Annotated in this window: 12 protein-coding genes; 5 read left to right on the forward strand and 7 right to left on the reverse strand. The window is 50.5% G+C overall.

What is annotated here, in order from left to right:
* Positions 1 to 3,411, forward strand: a complete 3,411-nt coding sequence (locus tag BLR50_RS00490; protein ID WP_162840258.1) for an ABC transporter permease — start codon at positions 1 to 3, stop codon at positions 3,409 to 3,411.
* Between the two features lie 47 nt (positions 3,412 to 3,458).
* Here the strand turns inward: BLR50_RS00490 and BLR50_RS00495 are convergent, their stop codons facing one another.
* On the reverse strand, positions 3,459 to 4,163 hold the full coding sequence (locus tag BLR50_RS00495; protein ID WP_092637390.1) for a M48 family metallopeptidase: 705 nt from the start codon (positions 4,161 to 4,163) through the stop codon (positions 3,459 to 3,461).
* A gap of 485 nt (positions 4,164 to 4,648) precedes the next feature.
* Between BLR50_RS00495 and BLR50_RS00500 the strand changes: the two genes are divergently transcribed.
* The gene (locus tag BLR50_RS00500) at positions 4,649 to 5,665 is read left to right on the forward strand and encodes a LacI family DNA-binding transcriptional regulator (RefSeq protein WP_092637392.1); all 1,017 of its coding nucleotides are present in this window, start codon (positions 4,649 to 4,651) and stop codon (positions 5,663 to 5,665) included.
* A gap of 626 nt (positions 5,666 to 6,291) precedes the next feature.
* The gene (locus BLR50_RS00510; protein WP_092637396.1) at positions 6,292 to 8,526 is read left to right on the forward strand and encodes a glycoside hydrolase family 9 protein; all 2,235 of its coding nucleotides are present in this window, start codon (positions 6,292 to 6,294) and stop codon (positions 8,524 to 8,526) included.
* 53 nt (positions 8,527 to 8,579) lie between these two features.
* On the opposite strand, the gene BLR50_RS00515 is transcribed toward BLR50_RS00510, so the two are convergent.
* The 3 genes from BLR50_RS00515 to BLR50_RS00525 all read right to left on the reverse strand — a co-directional run bounded on the left by BLR50_RS00515 (position 8,580) and on the right by BLR50_RS00525 (position 11,930).
* Entirely contained in the window at positions 8,580 to 9,761 is a 1,182-nt protein-coding gene (locus BLR50_RS00515; protein WP_092637397.1) for a SpoIIE family protein phosphatase, read from the reverse strand.
* Positions 9,762 to 9,913: 152 nt separating this feature from the next.
* Positions 9,914 to 11,623 (reverse strand): [Fe-Fe] hydrogenase large subunit C-terminal domain-containing protein, encoded by a 1,710-nt coding sequence (locus BLR50_RS00520; protein ID WP_092637399.1) that lies wholly within the window; start codon positions 11,621 to 11,623, stop codon positions 9,914 to 9,916.
* Positions 11,624 to 11,642: 19 nt separating this feature from the next.
* The gene (locus tag BLR50_RS00525) at positions 11,643 to 11,930 is read right to left on the reverse strand and encodes a (2Fe-2S) ferredoxin domain-containing protein (RefSeq protein ID WP_092637401.1); all 288 of its coding nucleotides are present in this window, start codon (positions 11,928 to 11,930) and stop codon (positions 11,643 to 11,645) included.
* 376 nt (positions 11,931 to 12,306) lie between these two features.
* Here BLR50_RS00525 and BLR50_RS00530 point away from each other — a divergent pair, with 376 nt between their 5' ends.
* Both BLR50_RS00530 and BLR50_RS00535 read left to right on the forward strand, forming a co-directional pair.
* The gene (locus tag BLR50_RS00530; RefSeq protein WP_162840259.1) at positions 12,307 to 12,582 is read left to right on the forward strand and encodes an NAD(P)H-dependent oxidoreductase subunit E; all 276 of its coding nucleotides are present in this window, start codon (positions 12,307 to 12,309) and stop codon (positions 12,580 to 12,582) included.
* Positions 12,582 to 14,078, forward strand: coding sequence for a 4Fe-4S dicluster domain-containing protein (locus BLR50_RS00535; RefSeq protein WP_092637438.1), 1,497 nt, complete (start codon positions 12,582 to 12,584; stop codon positions 14,076 to 14,078). The genes BLR50_RS00530 and BLR50_RS00535 overlap by 1 nt, the downstream gene beginning before the upstream one ends.
* A gap of 64 nt (positions 14,079 to 14,142) precedes the next feature.
* On the opposite strand, the gene BLR50_RS00540 is transcribed toward BLR50_RS00535, so the two are convergent.
* The 3 genes from BLR50_RS00540 to pflA form a co-directional block, all read right to left on the reverse strand.
* Positions 14,143 to 14,433: a hypothetical protein gene (locus BLR50_RS00540; protein WP_092637406.1), complete on the reverse strand. Its 291-nt coding sequence runs from the start codon at positions 14,431 to 14,433 to the stop codon at positions 14,143 to 14,145.
* Between the two features lie 13 nt (positions 14,434 to 14,446).
* Entirely contained in the window at positions 14,447 to 15,712 is a 1,266-nt protein-coding gene (locus BLR50_RS00545) for a hypothetical protein (RefSeq protein WP_092637408.1), read from the reverse strand.
* Positions 15,713 to 15,852: 140 nt separating this feature from the next.
* Positions 15,853 to 16,566: a pyruvate formate-lyase-activating protein gene (gene pflA / locus BLR50_RS00550; RefSeq protein ID WP_092637410.1), complete on the reverse strand. Its 714-nt coding sequence runs from the start codon at positions 16,564 to 16,566 to the stop codon at positions 15,853 to 15,855.
* Positions 16,567 to 16,587 lie beyond the last annotated feature (21 nt).

Genomic DNA, 16,587 nt, shown 5'->3' on the forward strand with positions numbered 1-16,587 from the left:
ATGAAAAACGCACTGTTAAAGGATTCCTTTCGGGAACTGCGGCGTACCCTAAACCGTTTTCTTTCCATCTTTGCCATTGTGGCGCTGGGCACCGGCTTCTTTGCAGGGGTAAAGGCTACCTCGCCCGATATGTGGCACACTGCGGACCGCTATTATGACGATACCCGCCTGGAGGATATCCGGCTTGTCTCCACACTGGGGTTTGACGAAGACGACATTGCATCCATCCGCCAAACGCAGGGGGTTCAGGGGCTGATGCCCGCCTATACTGCCGACGCGCTGGTACAAGCCGGAGAGAAATCACAGGTGCTGCGGCTGCACTCCTACCCTGTGGGGGCGAAGGATGACGAAAATCTGCTCAATAAGCCGGTGGTGCTGGAGGGCAGGCTGCCGGAGCATTCGGGCGAATGCGTAACCGAAATAAAGTACGGCTCTGCCTACAGCAGCACCAAGGGCGGCGCGTTTTCCATCGGCAGCACCGTTTCGATCTACTCGGGCACCGATAAGCCGATTAGCGACTCGCTGAAGGTTACCAGCTTTAAGGTGGTGGGCGCGGTAATGTCACCTTACTATATCGCCTACGATCGCGGCACCACCACCATCGGCAACGGCAAGGTAAATTCCTACCTGATTATCCCCGAGGAGGATTTTAACCTGCCTGTATATACCGACGTTTATGTTACGGTAAACGGGGCCAGAGAGGCATTAAGCTATTCCGATGACTACAATCGGATAATTGAAGACGAAACGAAACGTTTTGAGCAGGTCGCCGCTAAACGCGAGCAGGAGCGTTATGACAGCCTTGTTGCGGAAGGAACCGATAAGCTGAACAAGGCAAAAGAGGAGTATGCGGACGGCAAAAAGAAGGCAGAGGATGAACTGGCCGTCGCCCGCAAAAAGCTGAATGACGCAAAGGATAAGCTTGCCGATGGCTGGGCCGACTACAACAGCGGCAAGGCAGAATTTGATGAAAAGATGGCCGAAGCACAGCAAAAGCTGGACGACGGCTACAAGAAGTATGGTAAGGGATTATCGGAGTTTACCATCGCCGAAAGTGAGTTTGAAACAGCCTCTCTCGAAGGCTTGAAAAAGTTGAAGGAAGCCGAGGCACAGGTTGCGGCGGGGCAGGCCGAGTATGAGAAGGGGCTTGCGGAATATAACAGTGCCAAGGACCTGTATACCAAGTTATATGATGCGCTTGCAAAGGGAAACGACCCTGTGGCGCTGGGCATCATCGCCGAGGTTGCGAACCAGCTGCAGGCTAACCCCTCTACCGCACAGCTTGGTGCTGTTCTCGCTGCCTACGCAGGTGACCCCAATGCCATCAACAAGGCCATTGCTGATGCCGCAGTGGCACAGTTTAAGCAAACACTGGATGCGAACTATAAAAAGCTGCAGGCTGCGAAAAACGAGCTGGACAGTGCCCGTGCGCAGATTTCACAGGGCTACAGCCAGCTGATGGACGCCGAGGCTCAGCTAAATGCCTCTAAAAATGTATTGGAAAGCACTAAAAAGGAGCTTGACGCCAAGAGCAAGGAGCTTAAAACCGCTAAAGCCGAAGGAGACCAAAAGCTCAGCAACGCGTTAAAAAAGCTTACTGACGGTGAAAAGGAGCTTGCCGACGGCGAGAAAACCTTCAGTGAAGAAAAATCGAAAGCCGATAAAAAGCTTGCCGACGCCTATCAGGAGCTTCAGGACGGCGAAAGCAAGCTCAAGGAACTGAAACCGCCTAAGTGGTATATTCTCGACCGCGACGGCATTCCGGGCAACTCAGGGTATTACGACGACACTCAGCGCATCGACGCAATCTCTAAAATCTTTCCCGTATTCTTCTTCCTTGTGGCTGCACTGGTATGCTTAACCACCATGACGCGCATGGTGGAGGAACAGCGCACCCAGATTGGTACCATCAAGGCCCTGGGCTACGGTAAGTGGGCCATTGCCTCCAAGTTTTTACTCTACGCTGTAACCGCAAGCTTGCTGGGCAGTATTGCGGGGCTGGCGCTCGGGTTTAAGCTGTTCCCGTGGGTTATCACCTCGGCGTATGCTATTTTATACGATACCCCAGCCGTACAAACCCCGTTTATATGGTCTTATGCCCTCCCCACCATGCTGATTGCCGTGCTGTGCACCGGGCTTGCGGCGTTGCTGGCCTGCTACAAGGAGCTTGCCGAGCAGCCCGTCGCACTAATGCGCCCGAAGGCACCCAAGGCGGGTAAACGGGTATTGCTCGAGCGCATCACCCCCGTGTGGCGTCGGCTGAGCTTTACCACCAAGGTAACGGTGCGCAACCTGTTGAGATATAGGCGCCGTATGCTCATGACCGTACTGGGCATCGGGGGCTGTACCGCGCTGATGCTTACCGGCTTCGGGCTGAAGAATTCCATCTCGGATATTGTAGCAAAGCAGTTTGGCGAGCTTTACCGCTATGACGCGACTATCCTGCTGGATACAAAGGCGAAGCAAACCGAACAGGACGATTTTAATAAGCTGATGGATTCGGCTGAAAATGTAATCTGTCAGATTAAGGCTCGGCAGGAAAACATCACGGTATCTGCGAGCGGAGCCAAGCGTGACCGAGACGCAACACTGTTTGTGCCCGAAGCGGGAAAGCCGGTGGAGGATTTTATTGTGCTGCGTGACCGCAAAACCCATGCACCGATTACTCTTGGCGATGACGGCGTTGTGATTACCGAAAAGCTTTCACTGCTGTTGGGGGTTCATGTGGGTGACAGCATCACCCTGCGTGATTCCGATAACCGTACTGCCAAGGCGAACATTACGGCCATTACCGAAAACTACGCCTTCCACTACGTCTACATGAAGCAGGGGCTTTTCGAGTCGCTCTTTAACAGCCCGCTTTCCCCCAACACCCGTTTCTGTACGCTCTCAGATGATTCCGAGGCGGCGCAGGATGCCTTTTCTGAGCGGCTGCTGCAGAACAAGAGCGTGCTGTACATCAACTACTGCTCCTCGATTAAGAAGAATTTTCAGGATATCTTAAAAAGCATGAATGCCGTTGTGCTGGTGCTGATTGTTTCGGCGGGCGCGCTGGCCTTTATCGTGCTGTATAACCTCACGAATATTAACGTTACCGAACGAATCCGTGAGATTGCAACCATCAAGGTACTGGGCTTCTTTGATAAGGAGGTTTCCGCTTACATCTACCGCGAAAATATGGTGCTAACGCTTCTAGGTATTGTTCTGGGGCTTGGTGGCGGCATTCTTCTGCACCAATTCGTGGTGGTGGAGGCCGAAATCGACATGGTGATGTTCGGGCGCGAGATTGGGTGGCTTTCCTACCTGCTGGCTGCGGCACTTACGCTTGTATTCACCCTGCTGGTAAACCTCGTACTGCACTTTAGGCTTAAAAAGGTGAGTATGGTGGAATCGCTTAAATCTTTAGAATAAACTATCGAGGCCGACGGTATTACCCATCGGCCTTGGTTTTAATCGCATCACATGTCAATGTTTTCAAAGCTGCGCAGCTGACGGCGGCGGTCTTCGTAATCGGGCATTACTCTGCCAAGCAGCTGGTAAAAGCCTGCGGAATGGTTGGGATGAATGAGGTGCGTAAACTCATGGAACACCACATAGTCTATACAGGCGGGCGGCACCAGCACAAGGCGTTTGTTCAGGGTAACCACCTTTGTTTTGGTATTGCAGCTTCCCCAGCGAGATTTCATACTTCGAATCTTCAGCTGCGGCTTTTCTGCTCCCAAGCGTGCAAAGACTGAATAGCAATCATTGCATGCACTTGCAAAAAGCTGTTCGCAGAGATTTGCAAGATAAGTATCCACCAGCTTTTTTACCTTTTTGTCGTCCTCCGGGTGTGGCAGCGCAAGCTCCAATACCCCGTCACGCAGCACCACCGTTTGCCTTTGCCCCTGCAAACGCCGAACAGGAACGGCTTTACCAAGAAGCAGCAGCGTTTCTCCGTCAAAATACCGACGCCGTTCAACCGATGCAAGCCGATTCTGCGTTTTTGCTATCCAGTCTGCTTTAGAGGCTACAAACTCATCAATTACCCTCTCGGGTACCCGCTTTGCTGCCGAAACCGAAACGCCGCCCTCACGGGTAACACGAAGGTTCATGTTTTTCACCCGTTTACGCTGCAGTTCATATTCTATCTCGGTCTGATTTACCCGTACAACTCGTTTCATGCTGTTTACATCCTTAGATTAATAAGCTAAGATAAAGCAAGGGAATTATGGTCAATATACCATATTCGGCTCTGAATTGGTATACATTCTTTGCGATATGACTTTCCATAGCAATAAAAAGGTAATTTGTCGAAACCGTTTTCGGGTATTATGAGCTGTCACTTCACTTTCATGCCGGCAACCAACAAAAAAGAATTGCCCATATTATGGTGCAGGATGCTGTTTTAATTATACATCAATACAAAATTATGTTTTGATATTACGAAACCGTATTCGAAAGTTAAAAACAGCGAAGTGAAATTTGTGCGAAAAAAATGGCCTAATTATGAACTTGTAAACGATTTCTTCATAAGTTATGTGTATATGTTCTAATTTTTCACTGATTCCTATTGCTTTTCTGACAATAATGATATATAATGTGTTTACGAAAACGTTTTAAATAACTCTGTGACATTGAACAGTAAATTGTATAGGGGCACGCAAAAATGGTTACGATTAAAGACATCTCAGCTGCATGCGGCGTATCGGTTGCAACCGTAAGCAAGGCGCTAAATGGTTACAACGATGTAAGCAAGGCTACCAAAGACCTTGTGTGCAAAGCCGCTGAACAGATGGGGTACTTTCCGAATTCACAGGCGCGTGCACTGAAAACCAACCGTACATATAACTTGGGTGTTCTGTTTGTTGACGACGCTCAAAGCGGTTTAACGCATGATTACTTCTCGCAGGTGCTTGACAGCTTTAAAACCGAAGCTGAAAGGCGCGGCTATGATATTACGTTTATCAGCCACAATATCGGCAATAAGTCAATGTCGTACCTTGAACACTGTCTTTACCGCAAGGTAGACGGTGTTGTGATTGCCTGTGTGGATTTTTCTCACCCGGCGGTTATTGAACTGGTGAACAGTGATATTCCCGTTGTTACCATCGACCATGTGTTTAACAACCGTACCTCGATTGTTTCGGCAAACCGCAACGGCGTTCGTGAGCTGATTGAATACGCCTACAACATGGGGCATAGGAAGATAGCCTATGTTCACGGTAAAAAGAGTGCCGTTACCGAAAGCCGTTTGGGCAGCTTTTATAAAACTATGGCTGACCTTGGTCTGCGGGTTCCCTCTGAATATATTCAGGAAGGCGCCTTCCATGAGCCCCCCGCAACGGGCGCTGCCACCAAGAGGCTGCTCGAGCTTCCCGACCGCCCCACCTGCATCCTGTTCCCCGATGATTTCGCCGCGATTGGCGGCTTGAATGTAATTGAAGAGTTCGGCTTGAGTGTGCCCAACGATATCTCGGTTATGGGGTATGACGGCATCTATCTTTCGCAGATTTTAAAGCCAAGGCTCACCACCTTTAAGCAGGATACCAAACGGCTTGGCAAGGAGGCTGCTGTGCAGCTGGCACACCTGATTGAACAGCCCCTCACCTCCCTCACCGAACGCATTGTAGTTTACGGTAAATTCCTTGAAGGGGCTTCGGTAAAAAACCTCAACGAGAAGTAGTTGCTCCCGTAAAAAGGCCGTATTGATAGGCCGCTCATAAACTTGGTAACCGCCCTTGCCAAAAGGGTTGTTATATAGCGAATGCCTAATGGAGCTTCGTTTAAGGGCTTGACCGAAGTAAAAGTTCTTAAACTCCCGCGAGAAGTTCCGAAACGCTTTGGGAAAGAACCCCGATGTTCGAAGATGAAAACACAGGCGAGAAATGTAACCCGTATCGTTTCTTATGCTGTTGTAAAGCAGCAGCTTATGGCCTGTTGGGCTGTAAGGCATACTGCGAAGCTTCTTCAAAATCAGGTTTCGGCGGTACTAATATCCGACAATGAAGTGTATAAAAATCAAGTTAAAACTTTTAAATATGGGTTTTGACGTGGATTTTTATCTACACTTTATGAGGAGATTAGTATTGGACTGCATGGCACTTGTTTAGGTAACATGTATCTAGCCGGTTCTAATCAAAGCAATCTCCTCCGCTGTGTTGCTTCGCGCAGCGGAAAAGGGCGATTTCTGGCGTTTGTGCCAATCCATATATTCTATTTAGATAAGTGCCGTTTCTATGTATTTGTAAGATGTAGAGGCGGCACTTTTCTAACGTAAACAACAAAAACACATCATCGGGAGGGACATCTATGAAAAAGCTGTTTTCGGTATTGCTTGTGCTGACTTTGCTCGCAACAAGCGGTTGTGCAACCGCACCGGTGCAGAAGGATGTAAGCTCTTCGCTTCCGGTTTCTTCTGCCGTTTCTTCGCAAGAGACTGCGGTATCCTCATCCTCTCAGCCTGCGGAACAAGCCGTTGCTGACGGCAACATGATTAAAAACGGTGATTTCGGTAAGCTGCGGGATTGGTTTACCTATGAGATGGACGGCTCCTCCGACAGCGCACTCGCCGACGGCGAGCTGGAGGTTAGCATTAAATCGGTTGGAACCGTCGAGCATGGCGTTCAGATATACCAGGACATTCCTGCGGTGGATCAGGGCTGCAAATACTCCCTGAGCTTTGATGCTCACGCCACAGCCGCGCGTACCGCTGATATCCGTATTCAGATGAATGGCGGAGATTATAAGGGCTATCTTGACCAAGAGGTTACGATTACCACCGAAAAGAAGCATTATGATCTTGAGTTGACCATGGCCGACCCAAGCGATCCGGCGCCGCGCTTTGCCATAAACCTGGGAAAATTCGAGAAGGACGCAGAGCTTGGCGCGCACAAGGTTTATTTTGATAATATCTCACTAAAGCTGGTGGATAGCTCCGGTAAAACCAGTTCGGGAGTATCAAAGGTGAAAACAATGCTCATAAACGTAAACCAGCTGGGTTACCGTGCAAATGATAAAAAGGTGGCGGTGTTCAGCGGTGAGGATACCAAATTTGAGGTGATAGACACCAAAACCAACAAATCGGTGTTTACAGGGGATATTACCGGCGCCGTTGAAAACAGCACAACCGGTGAAACCAACCGCTACGGTGATTTTTCATCAATAACTACCTCCGGTACCTACCTGATCAAAACCGCAAAGCTAGGGGAATCCTTCCCGTTTACGGTAGACGATAAGGTGTACGACACGGCACTGAAGGAAGCACTGAACATGTTCTATTGCCAGCGGTGCGGCACTAAGCTTTCGGGAGATAAGGCGGGCGCGTGGGCCCATGAGGCGTGTCACACCCAAGCCGCTACCATCTTTGGCACCGATAAAAAGCTGGATGTATCGGGCGGTTGGCACGACGCAGGCGACTACGGCCGCTATACGGTGGCAAGCGCCAAGGCCGCCGCAGACTTGATGCTGGCCTGGCAGCTCAACCCCGCCTCGATGGCTAACCCTGCCGCCTCCTCTATCCCGGGTGTAATTGACGAGGTTCGATATAATCTTGAGTGGATGCTCAAGATGCAGGATACCGCTTCGGGCGGCGTTTACCACAAGGTGACCAACGCGGTGTTTGAAAAAGAGGTTATGCCCGATAAGGTTACCGACGCGCTGATTGTTTCACCCATTTCCTCATCTGCTACCGGTGATTTTGCCGCCGTGATGGCAATGGCGTCTGGTATTTATAAGCCCTATGACGCCAAGTTCGCTTCAAAATGTCTTGCCGCTGCGGAAAAGGCATGGAAATATGTAAAGGCAAACCCGCAGCAGTACTTTAAAAACCCCGAGGGGATTGTAACCGGCGAATACGGTGACACCAACACCGCCGATGAACTTTACTGGGCTGCCTGCGAGCTGTTTAAGGCAACCGGCAAGGCCGAATACAACGATTATGTGAAAGAGGCGTGCAAGTCAGCCGTTCCCGAAGGCTTAGGCTGGCAGAGCGTAGGCACCTACGGCAGCTACGCCTATCTTACCGCAGAGAAGGCGGATAAGGATATTGCAAACACCATCAAGGCCGCGCTGGTAAAGAGCTCTGATGCGCTCCTGACGCGGGCAAAGGCCGACGGCTATGGTATTTCAATAGCCACGGATTATGTTTGGGGCAGCAATATGCTGGTGGCCAACAACGCCATTCAGCTGCTTATAACCGATAAGCTTTCTCCCAACTCAGGGTACCGTGAGACTGCCGAGAACCATCTGCACTATCTGCTGGGCCGCAACTCGGTTTCCTACTGCTTTGTAACGGGCCTGGGTACCCAATACCCCACCAACCCGCACCACCGCCCTTCACTGGCTACAGGGAAAACCATACCCGGTATGCTGGTGGGCGGCCCGAACAGCGCTTTGGAAGACCCCTACGCCAAAGCGGTGCTGAAGGACCTGCCCCCCGCAAAATGCTATGCTGACAACAGCCAGAGCTACTCCACCAACGAGGTGGATATCTACTGGAACTCCCCGCTTGTATTCCTGCTGTCTTATTACGCGAAGGCTTATTAATCATCAACTAACACGAAACGCCGGTATTGCAGAAGCAGTACCGGCGTTTCCCCTTAATAATATTCTATGCTGACACTCTTGCCTGTTTTTTTAAGCTCCTCCGAAAGTTCCTTAATCAGGTTTAATTTCAGCCCCAGTGAAACGGGCATTCCCGGGTTCTGGTGAGCAGGGTTGATGGCACGCCCCACCAGAAAATGCACTTCGGTGGAGCTTTCGAGCAGAATCTTGGTAAGCTGCGTTGCACCGTCCTGTTTATTGAGCGCAATCTGATCCCAATGGTCAGGGCCGGTATCGTTGAGGCCACGCAGAATATCGATGCACTTGCCGATGGTAAGCACCCCTTCGGTGACAAGGTCTACGCCCGAAAGGCTTGCGGTGGGCGGAACAGCGGGGTTTTCGTAGTCGATGCTTACCTTTAGCTCCTTACCGGTTACACGGCTGACAATCTGAGAGGTGGTTCCGCCGCATACCACGCGAAGCCCCTGCGAATACATCAGCTTGTTTACCACCGAGGTATCCTGTTCTCGGCTCATCGGCGGGCCCACCATCACGGTGGCAATCTTTTTGGGCCTTAACAGCATGGCGCACACGGTGGAATCATCGCCCGGCTTATCCATATACAACGTGTTTACCGCCGAAAGCAGCCGCCGCACCAACTCGCGCGGAGCTATGCCCGGTTTAAGGTTCTCTCTGATGTACTTGACAATATTATCGTACTGCCAGCCGAGGTCTAGCAGCCGCCCTACCCCCGCATGCACCACACCGTCGGAGAACAGGATGAGCATATCGTCCTGCTCGGCATAGAACTTACTGACATAAACGCGTTTTCCGCTCACATCCAGCTCGCTGCGTGCAATCGGCTCCAGCCTGCCGCCGCGGCAGTAAACCATGCTGGGGTTATCGAACTCGGCAATGTAAACCCTGCCGTCGTCGCTGATATTTACAATAGTAAAGGTGGAGTAGGCAATTCCACGCTCACTGCACACGGGCAGAGTGCTTGCGATGGTTTCCACCGCCTCGTGGATGCCGGCTCCCTGCGCAAGCATGGTGGCGATAATCTTGCTGGTGAGGGTGGCAAGAATGTTCGCCTTTACCCCGCTGCCCAGACCGTCGGCCAGCACCGCCAGAAAGAACCCCTCGCCGCGGATGAACTCCACCTTATCGCCGCAAAGCTCCTCCCCGTAATGGTTTAAGCTCTCGTAGGCCGCATCTATAAACAGCTGCTGCTTTCGCATGGTTGAATCCTTCCCCCATCCTGTGGTAATACTAATCTCTCATTAAAACCTTTCTATAAAATCTTCGCAAAAACCCATAAATTCACGCTTTTTGCTCGATTTTTTTGAGGTTCTATAATCGAGATAAGTATAAAACAATCGGTTTGAATATTCTATGGCTGGCGGTTCTCCTCGGTAAGAGTAGCCATCGACTTTTTAAGGTTTGTAAGCGCCACCTTGGTTTCTGCGGTGGTTTCACCCAATAAGCTTGCAATCTCCTGGGCCACGCGCATCTGCTTGTTGATAACCTCCTGCGCGATATCCACAGTGCGGCTGCGGGTAACCTCAAGGTCTTGCTTGCGCTGCTCCTCCTTGGTAATATCCTTAAGCAGTACAATATAACTCTGGTGCTCGGCGATGTAGGTAATGGTTTGTTCAAACGTTTTAGAAACCTCCTGCACCGCCAGCTTTTTAGAAACGGTCTTTTCAGCTTTGGCCTGTTCAAAAGCCAGATCTCCGTAAAAAAGCGGCACCGGGCTGCCGATTACCTCGGTGCGGTGCAGGCAAAGCACCTCCTCGGCCTTGGGGTTGAGCTCCTGCACCTGCAGCGTCTTATCCAATACGATTATCGCGTTTGGGGAATGCTCGAGCACGATGTTTGACATGTTCTCGGCCCGCTCGCGGAAATAGGGCAGGCACATGTTGATATCAGCCTTGCCGTAGAACACTGCCTCGGCCTTCTCTCTGCAGGTTTTATACCCGCATCCGCCGCAGTTAAGCTCCTGCTCGGCGGAGTATTTGCCTATGCGCGCCAGAATACGCCGGATATCCTCGTCGGTGGGTGCGGTATGCTTGGGGCTGCGGTTCATAAAAACGCGCGGGTGGGTGAGGCTTGCGGCGGTATCTGGCGCAGGGCGGGCATCCTGCGGCATGGGTTTACCGCTTATTCTCAGCTGAGTAAACAGCGGGTTTTTCCCGGCTATGCTGAAAACCGGCCCGCCCACGCAGCCGCCGGGGCAGAGATTAGCCTCGATAAACAGGCCCTCCCTGCCTTCATCGCGGATGGCGTTAAACAGCTCGATACAGCGGTAAAGGCCGTCTACCGCAATGCGGGTGTAGCTGCCGGTATCCACCGGTATGGTAGCAAGAATGCCGCCTGCCTTGGGGTATAAACGAGCAATGGGGTTGGTAACCCCCACTGCCTCATTGTCCTCCTGTGAAAAACCAATCTGAGCCTTATGCAGCCAATCGTCTAGGTTTGCAAAGGTAATGGCATGGTTGACAAGGCCGCCCGCCAGTGCGTCGGTGGTCTCGTTCATCTTGGAGATACATGGCCCCACGAACACCACGCGGATATCCCCGTAGGTTTCGCGCATCATCCGCGCGTGCGCCATCATGGGGGAAGAAACGGGCGCCAGCATGCCCAAAAGCTCGGGGTAATGGCGCTCAATCAGCATAACTACCGAGGTGCAGGCTGTTACGATTATATTTTTCATCCCGCCGGTTTCAATCAGCCGTGTATATTCCCGCGAGCTTTCACAAGCGCCGATGGCGGTTTCTTCCACCCCCGCGAAGCCTAACCCCTTGAGTGCGGCGGAAAGCTGGGCAAAAGACACCCCTTCATACCAGCTCACCCACGAGGGCGCAACCGAAATATAAACCGGCTTGCCTTCCGAAAGCAGGCTCTTGACGGCCTCGGTTTCATTTTTCAGCCTGCGGGTGGTCTGCGGGCACACCTCTACACAGACGCCGCATTCGATACACTCGCTTTCGATAATCGAAGCGCGGTCGTTCTTAAAGCGGATGGCCTTTGCGGGGCATTCGCGGATACAACGGTAACAGTTCTTGCAGTTGGCGGTATTCAGCTCGATAATACTTCCCATCGTTTTATATCCCTCTCAATCACTCCGCGAGGCAATCGGGCTGTGCGCCGGACGAAAGCCGCTTTACGATCGGCAGAACCTGTGTATAAAACACCTCCTGTGCGTTTACAAAGCCCACATGCTCAATCGGCTCATCCCCTACCGAAACCGAAATGCCCGACATACACCGGCCCATACAGAACGAGGCCTTGAGTGCCACCTCACCCTCCAGCCCCTCGGCCTTGATAAGCTCGGTGAAGGTTTTTATCACCTGATACGACCCGCGCATATGGCACGAGCTTCCCACGCAAACGCAGATATCCACCATACAAGTGCTCCTAACTAACCAAAATATTGTTAAATATTTATCAATCTTCGACTGCTATTGTACCGTAGTTTTTGAAGCTTGTCAAACGCAAATTTACGCAAAACCATAAACCAAAGCTTTTTGCTCGACTTTTTATAGGTAATAAACTTGTGATAAGAATAATGACATTGCTTTAATGTTAAAAGAGTACTCGGTGTGATATACTGATAAGATATAGTAGTAGAATTTTTCTATTACTTGACTACGCATAAGGCATAGGGTATAATACTTAAGTTGTTAAATTATTATCAATCTTAGCATGTTATCTACCCGGAAGAACCGAAGTGCAGCCATAAGTTTGAGAGCTTCAAACCTTGGAAAGGGATGGTCACAGAAGATGAAAAAGCTTATTGTAGAGGTTTGCGTTTGCACACAGTGCGTGCTTAACGGCGCAATGGACATTATAGAATCGATTGAAAGCCTGCAGAAGCTTAAGGTTCAGCTGCGGTTAAACGCACAGATACAGGTTGTTACCACCACAACACTCGGCGAGGGAAAGCACACCTGCGCTGCCCCTGTTGTGGCGATTAACGGAGAGATTATTGAGCATGCCGACAGCGAAACCGTCATGTCAAAGATCGTTGCCTTAACCACAAAGGATGTGAAATGCTGATGAGAGGTGTATTTACACCCGTAACCTATATACGCAGGCAGGTGTTTGCCGAAGTGGCACGCCTGGCCTATAGCGATGAAGACCCCGCAGCTATCGAGGAGATTCCCTACCGTATTATCACAGGTGAGGTACCCCTTTACCGCGACAGTGTATTCAAAGAGCGTGCCATTGTGGGCGAGCGTGTGCGCCTAGCTTGTGGGCTGGGCCTGCGCGAGATGGATAAACCCGTGCCGATTTCCAAGGGCGTAGAGGAATGTGCCAAGCCCGAGAAATACTATGAACCGCCGCTGGTGAATGTCATTCCCTTTGCGTGCAACGCCTGTGAGGAAAAATCGTATTTTGTCACCGATAACTGCCGCGGCTGCTTCGCGCACCCCTGTATCGCCGTCTGCCCTGTAAAGGCGGTATCGATGGTAAACGGGCGCTCGGTAATTGATAAGTCCAAATGCGTAAAATGCGGGCGCTGTGCCGAGGCCTGCCCCTACAATGCCATTGTAAAATACGACCGCCCCTGCGCCGAGGCCTGCGGTGTTAATGCAATTGAAAGTGACCACTTAGGCCGGGCGAAAATCAACTACGATAAATGCGTTTCCTGCGGGCAGTGTATTGTCGCGTGCCCGTTCTCAGCGATTGCCGATAAATCGCAGATCTTTCAGCTGATTAAGGCCATCAAGTCCGGGCAGGAGGTTATTGCCGCAATCGCCCCCGCGTTCGTTGGGCAGTTCGGCCCGTCGGCCACTCCCGCCAAGGTGAAGGCCGCTTTAAAGCAGCTGGGCTTTGCCGATATGGTGGAGGTTGCCCTTGGTGCTGATATCGGCGCGGTGGAGGAGGCACACCACTTTATCGATTCCGTACCCGAAAAGCAGGCGTTTTTAGCTACCTCCTGCTGCCCCTCATGGTCGGTGCTGGCGAAGCAGCATTTCCCCGAGCTTGCGGGCTGTGTATCCACCGCCTTAACGCCGATGGTGGCGACCGCGCGCATTATCAAAAAAGAGCATCCAACCGCCCGCGTGGTGTTCATCGGCCCCTGCTCCTCCAAGAAGCTGGAGGCCTCGCGCCGCACGGTGCGCAGCGATGTGGACTTTGTTATCACCTTTGAAGAGCTGATGGGCATGTTTGCCGCCCGAGGCGTGGAGTTTGCCGAGCTTGCGGGCGAAGCGCCCGAGGACGCAAGCGCCTCCGGACGCGGATACGCCGTTGCAGGCGGTGTTGCCGACGCGATTGTAAGCTGCATTCACGACCTCTACCCCGGCCGCGAGGTAAACGTAGACCGTGCCGAAGGCCTTGCAAACTGTAAAAAGATGCTCACTCTTGCCAAGGCGGGCAAGCGCAACGGCTACCTGCTGGAGGGCATGGCCTGCCCCGGCGGCTGCGTGGGCGGCGCGGGAACCATCCTGCCCATCAACAAGGCTATGATCTCGGTAAAGCAGTTTCAGGAGCAGGCGGGAATTCAAATCGCCACCAAAAACCCGAAGGCACAGGAAACGGCTGAATAAAGCTTCAAAACACTTTAAAACCCCTGATATGCTTGGGCATATCAGGGGTTTTAAATACTACTGCTTACTTGTAGCTTGAAGACACGTAATCATAGAGCAAATTATAAGGAGATACCCTAGCTAATGAATCATCTCTATCTTGTGCTAAGCCGGTAGTCGTTGACCCGCCAGCTTCAACATGAACATGAGCGAAACCTGCACGTGTACTCCCCTGATAGCATAGAAAAGAATCGCCATCAATACTCTGCCCAGCTACTACATTATCGGCGTAATCAGAAGCGTGGGCATAAATGATTCTGTTAGTGTTATTAGGATGTGAAACAACCAGTTTTCGTAATAAATGACCTCTTTTCATGTTTAACACCCTTTCATTTTTTAAACAGCTGAACGGTATCGTACAGTATTGCCGTCCACCTGCTGTATTCACCTTTTTCGTTTGTGATTGCGGTATAAAAGGCTATCACCCTTTGCCCATCCTGTGACCAAACTGCGGGAATCATCGAGCCTCCGTCTGCTGCTCTTTCTGTTGAAAAAATGGTATTGGTTAAAGTATTAATAATCTTTGTACTAAATGCGCCGTCAAATTGATTGCCGATAACTGATCCATATTTGCTTACACTAACGGAGTTTAGCGCATTACTTAAGGGATACGTTTTAACCTTACGGCTTTTATCCTTTATACTGTATAGTTCCAGAATATTAGTAACACTCTCTTCGCTCTCCTGTTCATCAAATCGCTGCATAACAGAGGGGTCTCCGCTCCAATAAACCCGGCTGTTCATACTTTTTATATCAGCCGAATAGTCATAGGTTAATGTACTCTTGTCATTTAAATTCAGAATTGCAACGGAATCTAAAAATTCATATTGGGTGGAATAGCAAAAAAGGCGTTGACTGTCGTCCTCCCACTGCGGTGCCATATAAACCAACGAACTGTCAAGTTTATAACTATACACTTCAGAATAGTCCTTGGTGGATATTATTTTGCATGCATGCTTTTCATTGTCAACTACAGCAATATTCTTTCCATTAGGTGAGATAGCCACATTTACGATTCCCGCATAAGTAGGAATATCATATTTCATTCTTACCGTATAATTTTCACCCGATATAACAACAAGCTCTTTGCTCGTTTTGAATGCAAAGTCACCGTTATCCAACACATTCAAGTACAAAAACGGCATCCTCCCGCTTAATGGATATTCAAACACTTTCGTAAAATCACCTGTTGTTAGGTCACTGCGATAAAAGGATATTGGGTATTTGCTCCAATCGGCTTCCTTTTCCAACCTCTCTACAGCTTCCTTATTAGAATAGAGGCTGGGGTCGTCAAGCTTTGGCTCATTATACGCGCCGAACAGAAGGGTTTTCTCATCTATCCATGCGGCGTTAATCTCGCTGTAATCCTTGATATCTGGAATCGGAACGACCTCCATGCCTTGCCCCAAGTAGCGCGATTCCAACAGGCTGTTAATTACAACATCCTCCTGCAAGGGTGAAGTATCGGATAGGGTACTTGATTCCTGTGCCAGCCCCGAAATCTGTGCCTGAGAAATTGTTGTTTCTTTATCTTGATTGTTACAAGCTGTTGTAATTAAGCATATAAATAATAATAGAATCCATGCTTTTTTCATCAATTATTCACCCGTTTATACTATTTATTTCTAATTCTGTTTTTATTGTATATATATATATATAGTTTGTAAAGGATTTTATGTAAAAATAAAACAGGTGATGCCATATTTGGACTGACATCACCTGTTTCTATATATTTTTATCCCAGCATGTGTTTCAACAAGCTCTCCAGATATTTTACCCGCTCCGGCCTCGCCGCAGGAACCTGTTCAAGCGGAAACGGCAGCTTAAGCGCCTGATACTTTTCAAGGCAGAGCTTATGGAAGGGCAACAGTTCCACCTTCTGAACAAACGGATAGTCTTTTATAAGCTCATACAATTGCCGAATATGCTCTTCGGCATCATTGATTCCCGGCACGATTACCTGCCGCACCCACAAGGGCTTTCTCCGTTCCCGCATGGCCTGCATGAACTTAAGAACCGTTTGCAGGCTGCCGCCGGTGTAGTGACGGTAATCCTCCTCGGTGGTAAACTTGATATCCAGCAGGATTAAGTCGGCAAGAGCGGCTGTTTCTATCACCTCGGCGGTCAACACGCTGCCCGAGGTATCGAGTGCTGTGTGAAGGTTCAGTGCCTTACACCCACGCAGTATTTCCGCCGTAAACCCCGCCTGTACAAGCGGCTCGCCGCCCGAAAGGGTAACCCCGCCGCCCGGCTGGATATAGGGGATAAAACGGCTGATGCGCGCAAGCACCTCGTCGGTTGTTATAGCCATTCCTCCACCGGGCTCCCATGTGTCCGGGTTGTGGCAGTAGGCGCAGCGTAAGGGGCAGCCCTGCAAAAATACCACAAAGCGTACCCCCGGGCCGTCAAGCGTGCCCATGCTCTGGAAGGAATGCACCTGTCCGGTCATGCAAGGCTCCCCTTTCATCAG

It is taken from the genome of Acetanaerobacterium elongatum (genome assembly GCF_900103835.1).
In the GTDB taxonomy this organism is placed as follows: Bacteria; Bacillota; Clostridia; order Oscillospirales; family Ruminococcaceae; genus Acetanaerobacterium; species Acetanaerobacterium elongatum.